The following is a 19,035-nucleotide window of genomic DNA, read 5'->3' on the forward strand; positions in this document are numbered from 1 at the left end:
CACTCTTCGCCGCCGGGGACGCTGACTGGCCGCCCTGACGCACTGTGTATGGACTCGTGTACAGAGTCAGTTTATTTGATTGAGACAAATCTCTACGATGGCGCAATTCTACTCTGCAAAACGGCGTGTGACGACGCGCCAGATCATAACCGTTACAGTCAATGACCTCGATCCCTTTGGTCAGGGCGTTGCTCGTCACCATGGTAAAGCGCTATTTATTCATGGCTTATTGCCCCAGGAACAGGCTGACGTTGTCGTGGTTGAAGACAAAAAACAGTACTCCCGGGCGCAGGTCAAACGTCGTCTTAATGACAGCCCGCAGCGCCAGGCGCCGCGCTGCCCGCATTTCGGTACCTGCGGCGGCTGCCAGCAACAGCATGCCAGCGTAGAGCTCCAGCAGCAAAGTAAACGCGCCGCGCTTGCCCGGCTGATGAAGCGCGATGTTGACGACATTATAGCCGCTTCGCCGTGGGGATATCGTCGACGCGCACGTCTGAGCTTGAATTATCAGCCAAAGACCTCACAATTACAGATGGGGTTTCGTCAGGCTGGATCCAGCGAGATAATCGACGTGGTGCAGTGCCCCATTCTGGCGCCCGATCTTGAGGCATTGCTGCCGGCGGTGCGCGAGTGCTTGTCCGGCCTGAAATCGCTGCGTCAGCTCGGGCATGTCGAGCTGGTGCTGGCGGACAATGGCCCGTTGATGGTCCTGCGCCACACGGCAGCGTTACCGGCCGTCGATAAAGAAAAACTGGAACGATTTTCGCAATCTCACGCACTCGCGCTGTACCTGGCGCCGCAAAGCGAGAAACTGGAACATATTAGCGGGGAATCCCCCTGGTATACTTCCGAGGGGCTACGCTTAATGTTTAGCCCGCGCGACTTTATCCAGGTGAACGATGGCGTCAATCAGCTGATGGTGCAAACGGCGCTGGCGTGGCTGGATATTCAGCCTCAGGACCGGGTGCTCGATCTGTTCTGCGGTATGGGGAATTTTACCCTGCCGCTGGCTACGCGCGCAGCCAGCGTCGTGGGCGTTGAAGGCGTTCCGGCGCTGGTCGAGAAAGGGCGGGAAAATGCCGCGCTTAATCAGTTGCATAACGTGACGTTCTTTCATGAAAATCTGGAAGAAGATGTAACCCGTCAGGCCTGGGCGCAGCATGGTTTTGATAAAATATTACTCGACCCGGCGCGAGCCGGGGCGCCGGGCGTGATGTCACACATTATAAAACTTGCCCCGCGTCGCGTCGTCTATGTCTCCTGTAATCCGGCGACCCTGGCGCGCGATAGCGACCTGCTGCTGCAGGCGGGCTATAAGATTCAACGCCTGGCGATGCTGGATATGTTCCCGCACACCGGACATCTGGAATCAATGGTGTTGTTTGAGCACAGAGATGCATAGAATCGTTCGGATCAGACCGAGGCAGCCAATCCCCCGGCGTACCGAAGGATGAAGTGTCAACGTTGAGGCTTGCCGACTTCGGCAGGCCAGGTCCCTTAAGGAGAGGACAATGGTTGCGGTAAGAAGTGCACATTTAAATAAAGCTGGTGAATTTGACCCGAAGAAATGGATCGCGAGTCTGGGAATTTCCAGCCAGCAGTCGTGTGAACGCTTAGCCGAAACCTGGGACTATTGTCGCGAGAAAACGCAGGGGCATCCTCGAGCGGATCTGATCTTATGGCGCGGCGTAGAAATGGTGGAAATCCTTTCTACACTAAGCATGGATATCGATACGCTACGGGCCGCGATGCTGTTCCCGCTGGCGGATGGCAACGTCGTCAGCGAAGAGGTGATGCAGGAGAGCGTCGGCAAGTCCGTCGTGACATTGATTCACGGCGTGCGCGATATGGCGGCGATTCGCCAGCTTAAAGCCACCCATACCGACTCGGTCTCATCGGAGCAAGTTGATAATATTCGCCGCATGCTGCTGGCGATGGTCGACGATTTCCGTTGCGTGGTCATCAAGCTGGCCGAGCGGATCGCCCACCTGCGGGAAGTCAAAGATGAGCCCGAAGACGAACGCGTACTGGCGGCAAAAGAGTGCACCAATATCTACGCCCCGCTGGCCAACCGTTTAGGTATTGGCCAGCTGAAATGGGAGCTGGAAGATTATTGCTTCCGCTACCTGCATCCCGATGAATATAAGCGGATTGCCAAACTGCTGCACGAGCGGCGCATCGATCGTGAACACTACATTGATGAGTTTGTCGGCCATCTGCGTGTCGAAATGAAAACCGAAGGGGTGAAGGCCGAAGTCTATGGCCGACCGAAGCACATCTACAGCATCTGGCGCAAAATGCAGAAAAAACATCTCACCTTTGATGAGCTGTTTGATGTGCGCGCGGTACGTATTGTCGCCGAGCGCCTGCAGGACTGCTATGCCGCACTGGGGATAGTGCACACTCACTATCGCCATCTGCCGGATGAGTTCGATGATTACGTTGCCAATCCCAAACCGAATGGCTATCAGTCGATTCATACCGTGGTGTTGGGGCCGGGCGGTAAAACGGTGGAGATCCAGATTCGTACCCGCCAGATGCATGAAGATGCCGAGCTGGGCGTCGCCGCGCACTGGAAATACAAAGAAGGCGCCGGCGCGGCGGCAGGCGGTGGACGCGGCTATGAAGATCGTATTGCCTGGCTGCGTAAGCTGATCGCCTGGCAAGAAGAGATGGCGGATTCCGGCGAAATGCTCGATGAGGTGCGCAGCCAGGTCTTTGACGACCGGGTATATGTCTTTACGCCAAAAGGCGACGTGGTCGATTTACCTGCCGGCTCCACGCCGCTCGACTTCGCCTACCATATCCATAGCGACGTCGGCCACCGCTGCATTGGCGCCAAAATCAGCGGGCGCATTGTACCGTTTACCTATCAGCTGCAAATGGGCGATCAGATTGAAATCATTACCCAGAAGCAGCCAAACCCAAGCCGCGACTGGCTGAACCCCAACCTCGGCTATGTCACCACCAGCCGCGGACGTTCCAAAATCCACGCCTGGTTCCGCAAGCAGGATCGCGACAAGAATATTCTCGCCGGGCGACAGATTCTCGATGATGAGCTTGAGCACCTGGGGATTAGCCTCAAGGAGGCAGAGAAACAGCTGCTGCCGCGTTACAACTTCAATGAGCTGGATGAGCTGCTGGCGGCCATTGGCGGCGGAGATATTCGCCTTAACCAGATGGTCAACTTCCTGCAGTCGCAGTTCAATAAGCCGAGCGCCGAAGAGCAGGACGCGGCGGCGCTGAAACAACTGCAGCAGAAAACCTGGGCGCCTCAGAATCGCAGCAAAGACAACGGTCGCGTCGTTGTGGAAGGGGTGGGCAATCTGATGCACCACATCGCGCGCTGCTGTCAGCCGATTCCAGGCGATGAGATCGTCGGTTTCATCACCCAGGGGCGCGGGATTTCCGTGCACCGGGCAGACTGCGATCAGCTGGCTGAGCTGCAATCGCACGCCCCGGAGCGTATCGTTGACGCGGTCTGGGGAGAAAGCTATTCCGCTGGCTATTCGTTAGTCGTTCGGGTCGTGGCCAACGATCGTAGCGGCCTGCTGCGCGATATCACCACCATTCTCGCTAACGAGAAGGTGAATGTGCTGGGCGTTGCCAGCCGTAGCGACACCAAACAGCAGCTGGCGACTATCGATATGAACATTGAAATCTACAACCTGCAGGTCCTCGGCCGCGTGCTCGGGAAACTGAACCAGGTTCCGGATGTGATTGATGCCCGCCGCCTGCACGGCGGCTAACCGCTTTGCCTTCCATGCTGACCCTCTCTCTGACGGAGAGAGGGTTTTGCGCGTCTTTTACCCGCGAACTGCGCTGATTTTTCCCGTGTTTTAGCCGGGGAAGGTAAATAAAACCAATATGTTGCAAGGAATCACTATGACCCAAATCGATCGCCTGCTTGGCATTATGAAACGCCTGCGTGATCCGGAAAACGGCTGTCCGTGGGACAAAGAGCAGACCTTCGCCACTATCGCCCCGTATACCCTTGAAGAGACGTACGAAGTGCTGGATGCCATCGCCCGTGAAGATTTCGACGATCTGCGCGGCGAGCTGGGGGACCTGCTGTTTCAGGTGGTGTTCTACGCCCAGATGGCCCAGGAAGAAGGTCGCTTTGCATTTGACGACATCTGTGCCGCCATCAGCGACAAGCTGGAGCGCCGTCATCCGCATATCTTCGGCGAGGCTACCGCCGGCAACAGCGCTGACGTGCTGGCGCGCTGGGAGCAGATAAAAAGCGCTGAACGGGCGGAAAAGGCGCAGCATTCCGCGCTGGACGACATTCCGCACAGTCTGCCGGCGCTGATGCGTGCGCACAAAATTCAGCGTCGCTGCTCGGCGGTAGGGTTTGACTGGACATCGCTCGGACCGGTGCTGGATAAAGTGCATGAAGAGATCGATGAGGTCATGCACGAAGCGCAGCAGGCGGTCGTCGATGAAGCTAAACTGGAGGAGGAGATGGGCGATCTGCTGTTCGCAACGGTCAATTTATCCCGCCATTTAGGGGTAAAAGCTGAAGTCGCCTTGCAGAAAGCGAACCTGAAATTCGAACGTCGTTTCCGTGAAGTTGAACGAATCGTCGCCGCTCGCGGCCTGGAAATGACCGGTGTAGACCTCGATACCATGGAGGAAGTGTGGCAAGAGGTAAAACGCCAGGAAACTGATCTCTAAAGAAATTTTGCGATCAAGCGCTATTTGTGTGATTTTTTAAATGACAAGCGCTTGATTTGCGTCAAAAACATTTACCCAAAAGGGGCTATTTTCTCACTCCTTATGTTTGTCATGACCTGGAAAGGAGACGGAGAATGAAAGTTTGTGGCGCTCGCCGTGTTCGGGTATACTACTTTCCCGTCCTGGTTATTCCATCGTTTCACCCTAACTTCTCAGGTTCAGCATGACAACGAACTATATTTTTGTGACCGGCGGGGTCGTATCCTCTCTGGGTAAAGGCATTGCCGCAGCCTCCCTGGCCGCTATTCTCGAAGCCCGTGGGCTTAACGTAACCATGATGAAACTGGATCCGTACATCAACGTCGATCCGGGCACCATGAGCCCAATCCAACACGGGGAAGTGTTCGTTACTGAAGACGGCGCTGAAACCGATCTGGACCTGGGGCACTACGAGCGTTTCATCCGTACCAAAATGAGCCGCCGCAACAACTTCACCACGGGCCGTATTTACTCCGACGTTCTGCGTAAAGAGCGCCGCGGCGACTATCTGGGCGCAACCGTACAGGTTATCCCGCACATCACTAACGCCATTAAAGAACGCGTGCTTGCCGGTGGCGAAGGCCATGACGTGGTGCTGGTAGAAATCGGTGGTACCGTCGGCGATATCGAATCCCTGCCGTTCCTCGAAGCTATCCGTCAGCTGGCGGTAGATATCGGACGTGAACACGCGCTGTTCATGCACCTGACCCTGGTTCCTTATCTGGCGGCAGCGGGTGAAGTCAAAACCAAACCGACTCAGCACTCTGTAAAAGAACTGCTGTCCATCGGTATTCAGCCTGACATTCTGGTGTGCCGTTCCGATCGTGCGATTCCGGCTAACGAACGTGCAAAAATTGCATTGTTCTGTAACGTGCCAGAAAAAGCCGTTATTTCGATGAAAGATGTCGATTCCATTTATAAAATTCCAGGCCTGTTGAAATCTCAGGGCCTTGACGATTATATTTGTAAACGATTCAGCTTGAACTGCCCGGAAGCAAACCTGGCCGAATGGGAACAGGTGATTTACGAAGAAGCTAATCCGGCTGGTGAAGTCACGATCGGTATGGTCGGCAAGTACATTGAACTGCCGGACGCGTACAAGTCAGTGATTGAAGCGCTGAAACACGGTGGTCTGAAAAACCGCGTGACCGTTAACATCAAGCTGATTGATTCGCAGGATGTGGAAACGCGCGGCGTTGAAATTCTGAAGAATCTCGACGCTATCCTGATCCCTGGCGGCTTCGGCTACCGCGGTGTTGAAGGGAAGATCGCCACTGCACGCTATGCGCGTGAAAATAATATTCCGTATCTGGGTATTTGCCTGGGTATGCAGGTTGCGCTGATTGAGTTCGCGCGCAACGTCGCGGGGATGGAAAACGCCAACTCCACAGAATTTGTGCCAGACTGTAAGTATCCGGTCGTGGCGCTCATTACTGAATGGCGTGATGAAGAAGGCAACGTTGAAGTGCGCTCTGAGAAGAGCGACCTCGGCGGCACCATGCGCCTGGGCGCGCAGCAGTGCCAGCTGGACGACGCGAGCCTGGTGCGCCAGCTGTACGGTGAGTCAATCATTACCGAGCGCCACCGTCACCGCTACGAAGTCAACAACATGTTGTTGAAACCGATTGAAAATGCGGGCCTGCGTGTTGCAGGCCGTTCCGGGGATGATCAGTTGGTCGAGATCATCGAAGTGCCGAATCACCCGTGGTTCGTTGCTTGTCAGTTCCACCCGGAGTTTACTTCGACGCCGCGTGATGGCCATCCGCTGTTTGCCGGTTTTGTGAAAGCGGCAAGCGAGTATCAAAAGCGTCAGGCGAAGTAAAAGAGTTAGAACGGCAATGCACCCCTTCGGGTGCATTGTTTGTCTGGAGTTTTAGTTTAACTTGTACTGAGGAAAACCTAATGTCCAAAATCGTTAAAGTCATCGGTCGTGAAATCATCGACTCCCGTGGTAACCCGACTGTTGAAGCCGAAGTACACCTGGAAGGTGGTTTCGTTGGTATGGCAGCAGCTCCGTCAGGTGCTTCTACTGGTTCCCGCGAAGCGCTGGAACTGCGCGATGGCGACAAATCCCGTTTCATGGGTAAAGGCGTACTGAAAGCTGTTGGCGCGGTCAACGGCCCGATTGCTCAGGCTATCCTTGGCAAAGACGCCAAAGATCAGGCTGGCATCGATAAAATCATGATCGACCTGGACGGTACTGAAAACAAATCTAACTTCGGTGCGAACGCCATTCTGGCTGTGTCCCTGGCTAACGCCAAAGCAGCCGCTGCCTCTAAAGGCCAGCCGCTGTACGAACACATCGCTGAGCTGAACGGCACTCCGGGCAAATACTCCATGCCGGTTCCGATGATGAACATCATCAACGGTGGCGAGCACGCTGACAACAACGTCGACATCCAGGAATTTATGATTCAGCCGGTTGGCGCTAAATCCCTGAAAGAAGCCGTACGTATGGGTTCTGAAGTGTTCCACAACCTGGCTAAAGTTCTGAAAGCTAAAGGTATGAACACTGCAGTGGGTGACGAAGGCGGCTACGCGCCGAACCTGGGTTCCAACGCAGAAGCGCTGGCTGTTATCGCTGAAGCGGTTAAAGCAGCAGGTTACGAGCTGGGCACAGACATCACTCTGGCGATGGACTGCGCAGCGTCTGAATTCTACAAAGACGGTAAATACGTTCTGGCTGGCGAAGGCAACAAAGCGTTCACCTCTGAAGAGTTCACTCACTTCCTGGAAGACCTGACCAAACAGTACCCGATCGTTTCTATCGAAGACGGTCTGGACGAATCTGACTGGGCTGGTTTCGCATACCAGACTAAAGTCCTGGGCGACAAAATCCAGCTGGTTGGTGACGATCTGTTCGTAACCAACACCAAGATCCTGAAAGAAGGTATCGACAAAGGCATCGTTAACTCCATCCTGATCAAATTCAACCAGATCGGTTCCCTGACCGAAACTCTGGCTGCGATCAAAATGGCGAAAGACGCTGGCTACACTGCCGTTATCTCTCACCGTTCTGGCGAAACTGAAGACGCGACCATCGCTGACCTGGCAGTGGGTACCGCTGCAGGCCAGATCAAAACCGGTTCTATGAGCCGTTCTGACCGCGTTGCTAAATACAACCAGCTGATTCGTATCGAAGAAGCGCTGGGCGAAAAAGCACCGTACAACGGTCGTAAAGAGATCAAAGGTCAGGCATAAGCCTGTCTTTATCTGATATGAAAATGCCAGTCTTCGGACTGGCATTTTTTTTACCTTTGCGGTTTATCTTCGCGCCGGCGATTACTTAAAGTCGACCGCCATCTGCTGCGGAATCGAAAGCCCGCGGGTGGTCTGTACGCAGCGATCGATATAATCGGTAAAGCGCGGTGGCTTCGGCATTCCCAGACTGAGCAGCTTATCGTTGCTGAAGCGTACGTTAAGGGTCGCGAAGGCACCATAGAGGCGCATGGCTTTGAGCATCAGACGTTCATTGCAGGGCCCGAAGATATCCTTCAGTTCGCGACGCATCTTGACCAGCGTCTCATAGCTGACCTGCGCATACTTATCGCCGACGGGCACCTGTTCCAGCGCAGAGGCCATGGCGCGATCGATCTCCGCAAATTTCACGCTATTTTCTTCGCCTGCCGAAATGTGCACGACTTCGCCGCGCGCAAGCTGGTTATCAAGCAGCATCATCAGCGCATCGGCGCAATAGTCGACGGGAATCACATCGATCCGATCTTCCATCGAGCAGAGGAATTTTTGCAGCATTAAACCCATGCTGAATACCCAGAAGATACTGCTGGAGGGCTGACAGCCGTGATGAGTATGGCCCACCACAATCGACGGGCGAGCGATCGTCAACGGAAGCGTCGGACAGGTCTGCTGCATCAGTTGTTCTATTGCGGATTTAGAGTGAGTGTACTCGACAAGGTGTTCAGCGCGCTCACGGAATTCGGCGCTTTCCGCCACCAACGAGTCAGGTTCAGGCGAGCATGACATTGCCGTGCCGACGTGCAGAAAGCGCTGTAATCCGGCAACCTGGGACATGCGTTGGGCAAACTGCAGGGTGCCTTCCACGTTCACCTTCCAGATGAGCGGGTTATTGCCAAAGGAGGCGACGGCAGCGCAGTTGAGGACGTGAGTCACCTGCTCCAGGCGCGGATCGTCAAGAAACCCTTGTGGATTGACCAAATCACCGAGGAGGATATTCCGCGAGGTCAGCGCCGCCAGTTTTTCCTCAGCAATGTTGAATTTGCGCATGTTTTCTTTCACGCGGTTAAGAGCCGCTTCGGCATTTTCGGCACGAACTAAAAGCAGTAGATTAATTCCTTTTTTTTGATTCAGGATATTCTCTAAAACCGCTCCCCCCAGAAATCCGGTAACGCCTGTAATTAATAATGTATTCATGAATGCAGTCTCAACATGGTTAGTCGACTGGATTCTAAGCGGGGAAAACTAAACAGTAAATCAATAGAAAAAGGGGATTAAAATGGCTTCTTAAGACTAAATTAAGGTTACTAGCCGATGCGGATTAGATAAGACATTCTGACATTTAAAAAGATTCCATTTATTATGTATCCATTTGTACTATGCTGATTTTTATAGATGTTTTATTTTTCTTTTCGAGTTTTATAGTTTCATATAAATGTTATATATAAAATATTTTGTTACATCAATGGAGAGAAAAATAAAACGGCTGAGCCAATCAGGTGAAGCAATATCCTGCTAAGGCGCCGGAAGCAATGGCTCACGACAAGCAGTATAGAACCATGGATAGCGGATAATGTGCAATCACTGCTGAAGACAAGACCCCGGGCGCTAAATCTGCGATAATGCGCGTTTCGAACTTAAACAGAGATGATTATGCAGTACCCGATTAACGAGATGTTCCAGACCTTGCAAGGCGAGGGTTACTTCACCGGCGTGCCTGCCATTTTTATTCGTCTGCAGGGATGCCCGGTTGGTTGCGCCTGGTGCGATACTAAACATACCTGGGATAAGCTTGCGGATCGGGAAGTGTCGCTGTTTAGTATTCTGGCGAAAACCAAAGAGAGCGATAAGTGGGGCCCGGCAAGCGGCGAAGACCTGCTGGCGATCATTGGGCGTCAGGACTGGACCGCCCGTCACGTCGTGATCACCGGCGGTGAACCCTGCATCCACGATTTAACGCCGCTGACTATGCTGCTGGAGCAGAACGGATTCAGTTGCCAGATTGAAACCAGCGGTACTCATGAAGTGCGCTGTAGCCCCAATACCTGGGTAACGGTATCGCCGAAGGTCAATATGCGCGGTGGTTATGACGTGCTGTCGCAGGCGCTGCTGCGGGCCGATGAAATTAAGCATCCGGTAGGGCGCGTGCGGGATATCGAAGCGCTGGACGAACTGCTGGAAACGCTGAGCGATGAAAAACCGCGGATCATTGCCCTGCAGCCCATCAGTCAGAAAGACGACGCCACGCGTTTATGTATCGAAACCTGTATCGCCCGTAACTGGCGGTTGTCGATGCAGACGCATAAATATCTGAATATTGCCTGATAAAAAGGCCCGGTTGCAGGATGCATACCGGGCCTTTGTGTTCTGCGGGCCAGCAAACGATCGGTTTACGACCCGCGCGTTATTCGCCGCGATAGATACAGCCAGCGGTGCAGGTCTCTTTAATCATCACGGCGCTCAGCAGCGGCACCAGCGGTTTCATCTGCTGCCAAATCCACTTCGCCAGCACTTCGCTGGTTGGATTTTCCAGGCCGGGAATATCGTTCAGGTAGTAGTGATCCAGGCGATCGTAGGTCGGTTTAAACGCGGCCTTGAGTTCGGCAAAATCCATGATCCAACCCGTATGGGGATCGACTTCACCGGTAATCTCCAGTCGCACCATAAAAGAGTGGCCGTGCAGGCGACCGCACTTATGACCTTCCGGTACGTGAGGCAGGCGATGGGCGGCTTCGAAGGTGAAATCTTTAAACAGGGTGGTGGACATCTTTTACTCTCAATAAGACAAAAAAACCGCCGTAGGGTACCGGAAAGCGATTTTTTTATCATTAACTAAAACTGCCCTGAGCAAAATATCGACGCATTCGCCAGCTGATTACGTAATATTCTTTTTAATTTCATGAGCTTAATTAATCGTTTTTGTTGTTAATAACTATAACTAAAACAGGTTAGTCCATTTGGTTATTTGTTATTTCCATCCCTTCTTTAATTGTTACTATTAGCACCGTTAACCTTACATTCTCTTCTGTTTTTGCCGCGCTGACAGGGTGCGAATAACAGCTTTGCTTACTGGAACATAACGACGCATGACGACACAGGCCCCACCTTCCAATTTGCTTCCGCTGAACCCGGAGCAACTGGCGCGCCTTCAGGCGGCCACGACAGACTTCACGCCGACTCAGCTTGCCTGGGTTTCGGGCTACTTTTGGGGCGTGCTGAATCAGCACGCTGGCGCGGCGACAGCGGTTCCTGCGCAGGCGGCAGAAATGCCGGGCATTACCCTTATTTCCGCATCGCAAACCGGCAACGCCCGCCGGGTGGCGGAAGCGCTGCGTGACGATCTGCTGGCAGCACAGCTGAACGTTAAACTGGTGAACGCAGGCGACTATAAATTCAAACAAATTGCCTCCGAAAAGCTGCTGGTTATCGTGACGTCGACGCAAGGTGAGGGCGAGTCGCCGGAAGAGGCCGTTGCGCTGCATAAATTCCTGTTTTCCAAAAAAGCGCCGAAGCTTGAAGGCACCGCCTTTGCGGTATTTGGCTTAGGCGATACCTCCTACGAATTCTTCTGCCAGTCCGGGAAAGATTTTGACAGCCGTCTGGCTGAGCTGGGCGGTGAACGCCTGCTGGATCGCGTTGACGCTGACGTCGAATACCAGCCTGCGGCGGCGCAATGGCGCGCGCGCGTGGTCGACGTGTTGAAAGCCCGTGCGCCAGCCGCGGCTCCGACCCAGGCCGCGGCAAGCGGGGCGGTGAATGACATTCACTCCAGCCCGTATACCAAAGAAGCGCCGCTGACGGCGACGCTGGCGGTGAATCAGAAAATCACCGGCCGCGATTCTGAAAAAGATGTGCGCCATATTGAAATCGACCTCGCTGACTCCGGTCTGCGTTACCAGCCTGGCGATGCGCTGGGCGTCTGGTATCAGAACGATCCTGAGCTGGTGAAAGAGCTGGTTGAACTGCTGTGGCTGAAGGGTGACGAGTCGGTAACCGTCGAGGGCAAAACCCTGCCGCTGGCAGAAGCTCTGCAGTGGCATTTTGAACTCACGGTCAACACCGCCACTATCGTCGAAAACTATGCCACCCTGACCCGTAGCGAGACGCTGCTGCCGCTGGTGGGCGACAAAGCCCAGTTGCAACAGTATGCCGCCAACACCCCAATCGTCGATATGGTGCGTTTCTCTCCGGCGCAACTGGATGCTGACACCTTAATCGGTCTGCTGCGTCCGCTGACGCCGCGTCTCTACTCCATTGCTTCATCGCAGGCGGAAGTCGAAAGCGAAGTCCATATCACCGTTGGCGCCGTTCGCTACGACATCGAAGGCCGCGCCCGCGCTGGCGGTGCGTCCAGCTTCCTGGCCGATCGCCTGGAAGAAGAGGGTGAAGTTCGCGTCTTCATCGAACACAACGACAACTTCCGTCTGCCTGCCAACCCGCAGACGCCGGTGATTATGATTGGCCCGGGGACCGGTATTGCACCGTTCCGTGCCTTCATGCAGCAGCGTGCGGCGGATGGTGCGGAAGGCAAGAACTGGCTGTTCTTCGGCAACCCGCACTTTACGGAAGATTTCCTCTATCAGGTGGAATGGCAGCGCTACGTCAAAGAAGGCGTGCTGAGCCGTATCGACCTGGCCTGGTCCCGCGATCAACAACAAAAAGTCTATGTTCAGGACAAGCTGCGCGAGCAGGGGGCCGAACTGTGGCGCTGGATTAATGACGGTGCCCATATTTATGTCTGCGGCGATGCCAATCGTATGGCGAAAGACGTTGAGCAGACGTTGCTGGAAGTGATTGCCGAATACGGCGCGATGGACGCCGAAGCGGCGGACGAATTTTTAAGTGAGCTGCGCGTTGAGCGCCGTTATCAGCGAGATGTCTACTAATGAGCGAAAAACATCCAGGACCTCTGGTGGTCGAAGGTAAACTGACCGACGCCGAGCGTATGAAGGTAGAGAGCAACTACCTGCGCGGCACGATCGCAGAAGACTTAAACGACCCCCTCACCGGTGGCTTTAAAGGCGACAACTTTCTGCTGATTCGCTTTCATGGCATGTATCAGCAGGATGACCGTGATATCCGCGCCGAGCGCGCGGCACAGAAGCTGGAGCCGCGTCATGCGATGCTGCTGCGCTGCCGTCTGCCGGGTGGCGTTATCACCACCACGCAGTGGCAGGCGATTGATAAATTTGCCGCCGATAACACCATTTACGGCAGCATTCGTCTGACCAACCGTCAGACGTTCCAGTTCCACGGCATTCTGAAGAAGAACGTGAAGCCGGTGCATCAGATGCTGCACTCGGTTGGTCTGGACGCGCTGGCCACCGCCAACGACATGAACCGTAACGTGCTCTGTACCTCTAACCCGCACGAGTCTCAGCTGCATGCTGAAGCCTATGAGTGGGCGAAAAAGATCTCTGAGCACCTGCTGCCGCGTACCCGCGCCTATGCGGAGATCTGGCTCGATCAGAAAAAGGTCGCCACCACTGACGAAGAACCGATCCTCGGTCAGACTTATCTGCCGCGTAAGTTCAAAACCACCGTGGTGATCCCGCCGCAGAACGATATCGATCTACACGCCAACGACATGAACTTCGTGGCGATTGCCGAAAACGGCAAGCTGGTCGGCTTTAACCTGCTGGTCGGCGGCGGATTGTCTATTGAGCACGGCAACAAAAAAACCTACGCCCGTACGGCGAGCGAGTTTGGCTACCTGCCGCTGGAGCATACCCTGGCGGTCGCGGAAGCCGTTGTCACCACCCAGCGTGACTGGGGCAACCGTACCGACCGTAAAAATGCGAAAACCAAATATACGCTTGAGCGCGTCGGCGTCGAGACGTTCAAGGCCGAAGTGGAGCGCCGGGCGGGGATCAAGTTTGAACCGATCCGTCCGTATGAGTTCACCGGTCGCGGCGATCGCATCGGCTGGGTCAAAGGGATCGACAAAAAATGGCACCTGACGCTGTTTATTGAAAACGGACGTATTCTTGATTACCCAGGCCGTCCGCTGAAAACCGGTCTGCTGGAGATAGCGAAGATCCATCAGGGCGAGTTCCGGATCACGGCGAACCAGAACCTGATTATTGCCGGCGTTCCGGAGACGGAAAAGGCCCGGATTGAGAAGCTGGCGCGCGACCACGGGCTGATGAATGCCGTCACCCCGCAGCGTGAAAACTCAATGGCCTGCGTCTCCTTCCCGACCTGTCCGCTGGCGATGGCCGAAGCAGAACGCTTCCTGCCGTCGTTTATTGATAAGGTCGACGGGATCATGAGCAAGTACGGCGTGAGCGATGAGCATATCGTGACGCGCGTAACCGGCTGTCCGAACGGTTGTGGCCGTGCGATGCTGGCGGAAGTCGGGCTGGTGGGTAAAGCGCCGGGTCGCTACAACCTGCATCTCGGCGGTAACCGCAGCGGGACGCGTATTCCACGGATGTATCGCGAGAATATAACCGAGTCGGAGATTCTCGATTCAATTGACCAACTGGTAGGGCGCTGGGCGAAAGAGCGCGAAGCGGGTGAAGGCTTCGGCGACTTTACGGTGCGTGCGGGCATCATTCGCCCGGTGCTCGATCCCGCACGGGATTTCTGGGAGTAACACCCAATTGCCCGGTGGCGCTTTGCTTACCGGGTCTACGGGTTTAGTAGGCCGGGCAAACGCAGTGCCGCCCGGCAAAACAGGCTAACGAGGTCTTTATGTCCGTACTCGATCTAAACGCGCTTAACGCATTGCCAAAAGTCGAACGTATTCTGGCTCTCGCAGAAACCAACGCGCATCTCGAAACGCTGGACGCCGAAGGGCGCGTGGCGTGGGCGCTGGAAAACCTGCCGGGTGACTATGTGCTCTCGTCAAGTTTTGGTATTCAGGCGGCGGTGAGTCTGCATCTGGTCAATCAGGTACGGCCGGATATTCCGGTCATTCTGACCGATACCGGCTATCTGTTCCCGGAAACCTATCGCTTTATCGACGAGCTGACGGACAAGCTCAAGCTGAACCTGAAGGTCTATCGGGCGAAGGAGAGCGCCGCCTGGCAGGAGGCACGCTACGGTAAGCTTTGGGAGCAGGGCGTTGAAGGCATTGAAAAATACAATGAAATCAACAAAGTCGAACCGATGAACCGGGCGCTGGAAGAGCTGAACGCGCAAACCTGGTTTGCGGGACTCCGCCGGGAACAGTCCGGCAGCCGCGCCACGCTGCCGGTGCTGGCGGTACAGCGCGGCGTGTTTAAGGTGCTGCCGATCATCGACTGGGATAACCGGACGGTATACCAGTATCTGCAAAAACACGGGCTGAAATACCATCCGCTGTGGGATGAAGGCTATCTGTCGGTAGGGGATACCCACACTACCCGCAAATGGGAGCCGGGCATGGCGGAAGAAGAGACCCGTTTCTTTGGTCTTAAGCGCGAGTGCGGACTGCACGAAGGCTAAGAGACGGTTTCCTGAGACAAAGCCCTCAGTCTGAACGACGAGGGCTTTTCATATCATCGGCCAGCGGATTAGCTGTGCTTCTCTGCCTTCGCCAGCTCTTTTATCAGCGGCAGCATCACCTTGACGACATCGCGGCTGCGGCGTTCGATACGGCTCGGCAGAGCTTTATCAATATACTGCTGGTTATCGAACTGCACGTCATGCCAGCGGGTTCCTTGCGGGAAGGCGGCGGATTTGTTGCGCTGCTGATGGCCATCTTTCTTACCCGGCGACCAGTTCGTGGCCTCCACGGACAGGACCGGGATCCCCGCGCTATCAAAAATGCTGGCGTCATTACAGCAGCCGGTCCCCTGCGGAGAATCATGATTGAGGCCTGGATGGGTATAGGCGGCGATCCCTTTGCTGCGCGCAATGGCCAGCGCGCGGTCTCGGGTGAGTTTGCGAATCGAGGCGGGAGTGCTGCGCCCGCTATTAAAATAGAGCTTATCGCCAACCACCAGGTTATCGAGATTAATCACCAGCAGCGTATTTTTCTTCTCCGCATCGTTCATTCGTTTCAGGACATTTTGCGCGCCGAGATTACCTTCTTCTTCGCCGCTTGAAGCAATAAAGCGGATGCCATAGTGGGTGGGCACACTTTTCAACCGCTCGGCCAGCTCCAGCAACACGCCGACACCCATGGCATTATCGTCGATGCCCTGCAAAGTCAGACCGCCAAGGTTGCGTTCGACGTCAGCATCGCTCATCGGGGCATAGGTATCGAGATGGGCTATCACAATGATCTGCTGGCGAGCCGCGCCTTCGTGGGCGGCAATGACGGTGCTGCCGGTGACGTTTTGCCAGTTTTTCCGTTTATCCGTATTGCTGTAGATATAGCGCGCATGGAAGCTGCGGATGTCGCTTTGATAGCCCATTTGGGCAAACTGCTGACGCACATAGTCCGCTGACAGCATTTCTGCGGGTGAACCGGTCATTCTTCCGGGAAAAACAGTCGCGATATGACGAGCCTGGGTATTTGCGGTTTCGCCGATGGCGCTGAAAGCCGGGGCGGAGAAAACAAAACCTGCGCCAAGCGCCAGGGGAAGGAGGCGGCGGCACAACGCGGAAAACATAGCGGGGGTCCTTTCTCGAGGGAAATATTTAACGCCCTTAGTATGAAACTGTGACTGCGGTTAAACAATTTCATTTCCTCTTAAATAGCGGAAAAGTCGCGCGTTAAGCACTTTTTGATATTTGCTTTTTCAGGTCGTTATTCTTTTGGGTAACTACTCATTCCATTTAGTAATTTCATTTGCTCTAAACAGCACCCTATAGTCGCTCTATGACTGATTGTAAGCGGGTTGTTGCAACGTGGACTATTTGCCCTTATTTGCCGAACTGAAAGCAAAACCGGTGCTGGTTATTGGCGGCGGGGACATTGCGGCGCGCAAAATTATGTTCTTGCGGCGGGCAGGAGCCAACGTGCAGGTCGTGGCGGCAGCCTTATGCGAAGACGTCGCCGCTCTGGTTGAGCGTCAGGAGATTCAGTGGCGGGCCCACGAATTTGAAGAACCCCAGCTCGACGACGTCTTTTTAGTGATTGCCGCGACCGACGATGACGCGCTCAATCAGCGGGTTTCCGCTGCCGCCAGCGCCCGTTACCGGTTGGTGAACGTTGTCGATAATCAGCCGCTCTGCTCGGTGGTTTTTCCCTCCATCGTGGACCGCTCTCCGCTGCTGATCGCCATTTTCTCCGGCGGTTCGGCGCCGGTACTGTCCCGGCTGATTCGCGAAAAAATTGAAGCTTTACTGCCGACCAATCTCGGACGTGTTGCCGAAGCGGCAAGCTACTGGCGGCAGCATATTAAAACCCATCTGACGACCACCGCAGCGCGGCGGCGCTTCTGGGAGCGGGTCTTCAATGGCCGCTTTGCCAGTCTGATGATTGCCGGAAATAAAGCCGCCGCCGATAAGGCGCTGGAAGAAGAACTGTATCAGCCGGAAAAACGGCTGGGTGAAATTATTCTCGTCGGCGCCGGACCGGGCGATGCCGGGCTGCTGACGCTGCGCGGCCTGCAGGCGGTACAGAAGGCGGACGTGGTGTTTTATGACCATCTGGTGACGCCGGAGATCCGCGAGCTGGTGCGCCGCGACGCCGAGATGATTTGCGTGGGTAAACGCGCGGGCGAACATTCGGTGCCGCAGCATGAAACGAACCAGATGCTGGTCGATGCGGCGCGAGAAGGCAAAACGGTGGTGCGCCTGAAAGGCGGCGATCCGTTTATTTTCGGACGCGGCGGCGAAGAACTACAGGCCGCCGCCGATGCAGGGATCCCGTTTCAGGTGGTCCCGGGCGTAACGGCTGCCGCCGGGGCGACGGCCTATGCCGGCATTCCGCTGACCCATCGCGATTACGCCCAGAGCGTCACCTTCGTCACCGGTCATTACAAGGCTGACAGCGCCGCGCACGACTGGTCGCTGCTGGCGCAGAGTCGTCAGACGCTGGCTATCTATATGGGGACGATGAAAGCGGCGGAAATTAGCGCGCAGCTTATCGCCCACGGCCGGGACAGCAATACGCCGGTGGCGGTAATTTCTCGCGGCACCCGCGCCGATCAGCAAACGATAACGGGCACATTACAGCAGCTCGAAGAGCTGGCGAAAGATGCTCCGATGCCTGCTCTGCTGGTGGTGGGCGAAGTGGTGCAATTACACCAACAGCTCGCCTGGTTTCAACAAACAACTCAAGCAGATGCGTTTAACGCGTCTGTGGTGAATCTGGCTTAAGGAACGGTTATGGACCAAAAACGACTCACTCACCTGCGGCAACTGGAGGCGGAAAGCATCCATATTATTCGCGAGGTGGCCGCCGAATTCTCTAACCCGGTGATGATGTACTCCATCGGTAAAGATTCCAGCGTTATGCTGCATCTGGCGCGTAAAGCGTTTTATCCGGGAACCTTACCTTTTCCGCTGCTGCACGTTGATACCGGCTGGAAATTCCGCGAAATGTATGAATTCCGCGACCGGACTGCCAAAGCCTACGGCTGCGAACTGCTGGTGCACAAAAACCCGGAAGGGGTGGCGATGGGGATTAACCCGTTTGTTCACGGCAGCGCCAAGCACACCGACATCATGAAGACCGAAGGTCTGAAGCAGGCGCTGGACAAATACGGCTTTGACGCCGCCTTCGGCGGCGCCCGTCGCGACGAAGAAAAATCCCGCGCCAAAGAGCGTATCTACTCTTTCCGCGACCGTTTCCACCGCTGGGATCCGAAAAACCAGCGTCCGGAGCTGTGGCACAACTACAACGGCCAGATTAACAAGGGCGAAAGCATCCGCGTGTTCCCGCTCTCCAACTGGACCGAGCTGGATATCTGGCAGTACATCTATCTGGAAAATATTGAAATCGTTCCGCTGTATCTGGCGGCCGAGCGTCCGGTGCTTGAGCGCGACGGTATGCTGATGATGATTGATGACGATCGTATCGATCTGCAACCGGGCGAGATGATCAAAAAGCAGATGGTGCGCTTCCGTACTTTAGGCTGCTGGCCGCTGACCGGCGCGGTGGAATCCAACGCGCAGACGCTGCCGGAGATTATTGAAGAGATGCTGGTCTCCACCACCAGCGAGCGTCAGGGTCGTATGATTGACCGCGACCAGGCCGGCTCCATGGAGCTGAAGAAACGTCAGGGGTATTTCTAAGGAGCCGCC

14 protein-coding genes are annotated in these 19,035 nt (G+C 55.1%); 11 read left to right on the top strand and 3 right to left on the bottom strand.

Going from position 1 to position 19,035, the window contains the following annotated elements:
- Positions 1 to 97: 97 nt before the first annotated feature.
- The 5 genes from rlmD (at position 98) to eno (ending at position 7,917) form a co-directional block, all read left to right on the top strand.
- A complete protein-coding gene (gene rlmD, locus CWM52_RS13145) occupies positions 98 to 1,402 on the top strand; it encodes a 23S rRNA (uracil(1939)-C(5))-methyltransferase RlmD (RefSeq protein WP_100684519.1) in 1,305 nt (434 codons plus the stop codon).
- A 109-nt stretch (positions 1,403 to 1,511) separates the two neighbouring features.
- On the top strand, positions 1,512 to 3,749 hold the full coding sequence (relA, locus tag CWM52_RS13150; protein ID WP_100684520.1) for a GTP diphosphokinase: 2,238 nt from the start codon (positions 1,512 to 1,514) through the stop codon (positions 3,747 to 3,749).
- 136 nt (positions 3,750 to 3,885) lie between these two features.
- Positions 3,886 to 4,677: a nucleoside triphosphate pyrophosphohydrolase gene (gene mazG / locus CWM52_RS13155; RefSeq protein ID WP_100684521.1), complete on the top strand. Its 792-nt coding sequence runs from the start codon at positions 3,886 to 3,888 to the stop codon at positions 4,675 to 4,677.
- Between the two features lie 223 nt (positions 4,678 to 4,900).
- Positions 4,901 to 6,538, top strand: coding sequence for a glutamine hydrolyzing CTP synthase (pyrG, locus tag CWM52_RS13160; RefSeq protein WP_100684522.1), 1,638 nt, complete (start codon positions 4,901 to 4,903; stop codon positions 6,536 to 6,538).
- Between the two features lie 80 nt (positions 6,539 to 6,618).
- Complete coding sequence (eno, locus tag CWM52_RS13165; RefSeq protein WP_100684523.1) at positions 6,619 to 7,917, top strand: phosphopyruvate hydratase; 1,299 nt, start codon at positions 6,619 to 6,621, stop codon at positions 7,915 to 7,917.
- 81 nt (positions 7,918 to 7,998) lie between these two features.
- Here the strand turns inward: eno and CWM52_RS13170 are convergent, their stop codons facing one another.
- Positions 7,999 to 9,108, bottom strand: a complete 1,110-nt coding sequence (locus CWM52_RS13170) for an SDR family oxidoreductase (protein ID WP_100684524.1) — start codon at positions 9,106 to 9,108, stop codon at positions 7,999 to 8,001.
- 456 nt (positions 9,109 to 9,564) lie between these two features.
- On the opposite strand from CWM52_RS13170, the gene queE reads away from it, so the two are divergent.
- Positions 9,565 to 10,236: a 7-carboxy-7-deazaguanine synthase QueE gene (gene queE, locus CWM52_RS13175; protein ID WP_100684555.1), complete on the top strand. Its 672-nt coding sequence runs from the start codon at positions 9,565 to 9,567 to the stop codon at positions 10,234 to 10,236.
- Positions 10,237 to 10,315: 79 nt separating this feature from the next.
- Here the strand turns inward: queE and queD are convergent, their stop codons facing one another.
- The gene (gene queD / locus CWM52_RS13180) at positions 10,316 to 10,678 is read right to left on the bottom strand and encodes a 6-carboxytetrahydropterin synthase QueD (RefSeq protein WP_100684525.1); all 363 of its coding nucleotides are present in this window, start codon (positions 10,676 to 10,678) and stop codon (positions 10,316 to 10,318) included.
- A 319-nt stretch (positions 10,679 to 10,997) separates the two neighbouring features.
- Between queD and cysJ the strand changes: the two genes are divergently transcribed.
- From cysJ to cysH, 3 genes are all read left to right on the top strand, one after another.
- Positions 10,998 to 12,797: an NADPH-dependent assimilatory sulfite reductase flavoprotein subunit gene (gene cysJ, locus CWM52_RS13190; protein ID WP_100684526.1), complete on the top strand. Its 1,800-nt coding sequence runs from the start codon at positions 10,998 to 11,000 to the stop codon at positions 12,795 to 12,797.
- A complete protein-coding gene (gene cysI / locus CWM52_RS13195) occupies positions 12,797 to 14,509 on the top strand; it encodes an assimilatory sulfite reductase (NADPH) hemoprotein subunit (protein WP_100684527.1) in 1,713 nt (570 codons plus the stop codon). The genes cysJ and cysI overlap by 1 nt, the downstream gene beginning before the upstream one ends.
- A gap of 98 nt (positions 14,510 to 14,607) precedes the next feature.
- A complete protein-coding gene (gene cysH / locus CWM52_RS13200) occupies positions 14,608 to 15,342 on the top strand; it encodes a phosphoadenosine phosphosulfate reductase (protein ID WP_100684528.1) in 735 nt (244 codons plus the stop codon).
- Between the two features lie 68 nt (positions 15,343 to 15,410).
- Here cysH and CWM52_RS13205 read toward each other — a convergent pair whose 3' ends face one another.
- Positions 15,411 to 16,454, bottom strand: coding sequence for an aminopeptidase (locus CWM52_RS13205; RefSeq protein WP_100684529.1), 1,044 nt, complete (start codon positions 16,452 to 16,454; stop codon positions 15,411 to 15,413).
- A 247-nt stretch (positions 16,455 to 16,701) separates the two neighbouring features.
- Between CWM52_RS13205 and cysG the strand changes: the two genes are divergently transcribed.
- On the top strand, positions 16,702 to 18,108 hold the full coding sequence (cysG, locus tag CWM52_RS13210) for a siroheme synthase CysG (RefSeq protein WP_160703333.1): 1,407 nt from the start codon (positions 16,702 to 16,704) through the stop codon (positions 18,106 to 18,108).
- Positions 18,109 to 18,117: 9 nt separating this feature from the next.
- Positions 18,118 to 19,026, top strand: coding sequence for a sulfate adenylyltransferase subunit CysD (cysD, locus tag CWM52_RS13215; protein ID WP_004866959.1), 909 nt, complete (start codon positions 18,118 to 18,120; stop codon positions 19,024 to 19,026).
- Positions 19,027 to 19,035: the final 9 nt, after the last annotated feature.

The sequence above is a fragment of the Raoultella sp. T31 genome, from assembly GCF_002806725.1.
Classification (GTDB): domain Bacteria; phylum Pseudomonadota; class Gammaproteobacteria; order Enterobacterales; family Enterobacteriaceae; genus Klebsiella; species Klebsiella electrica.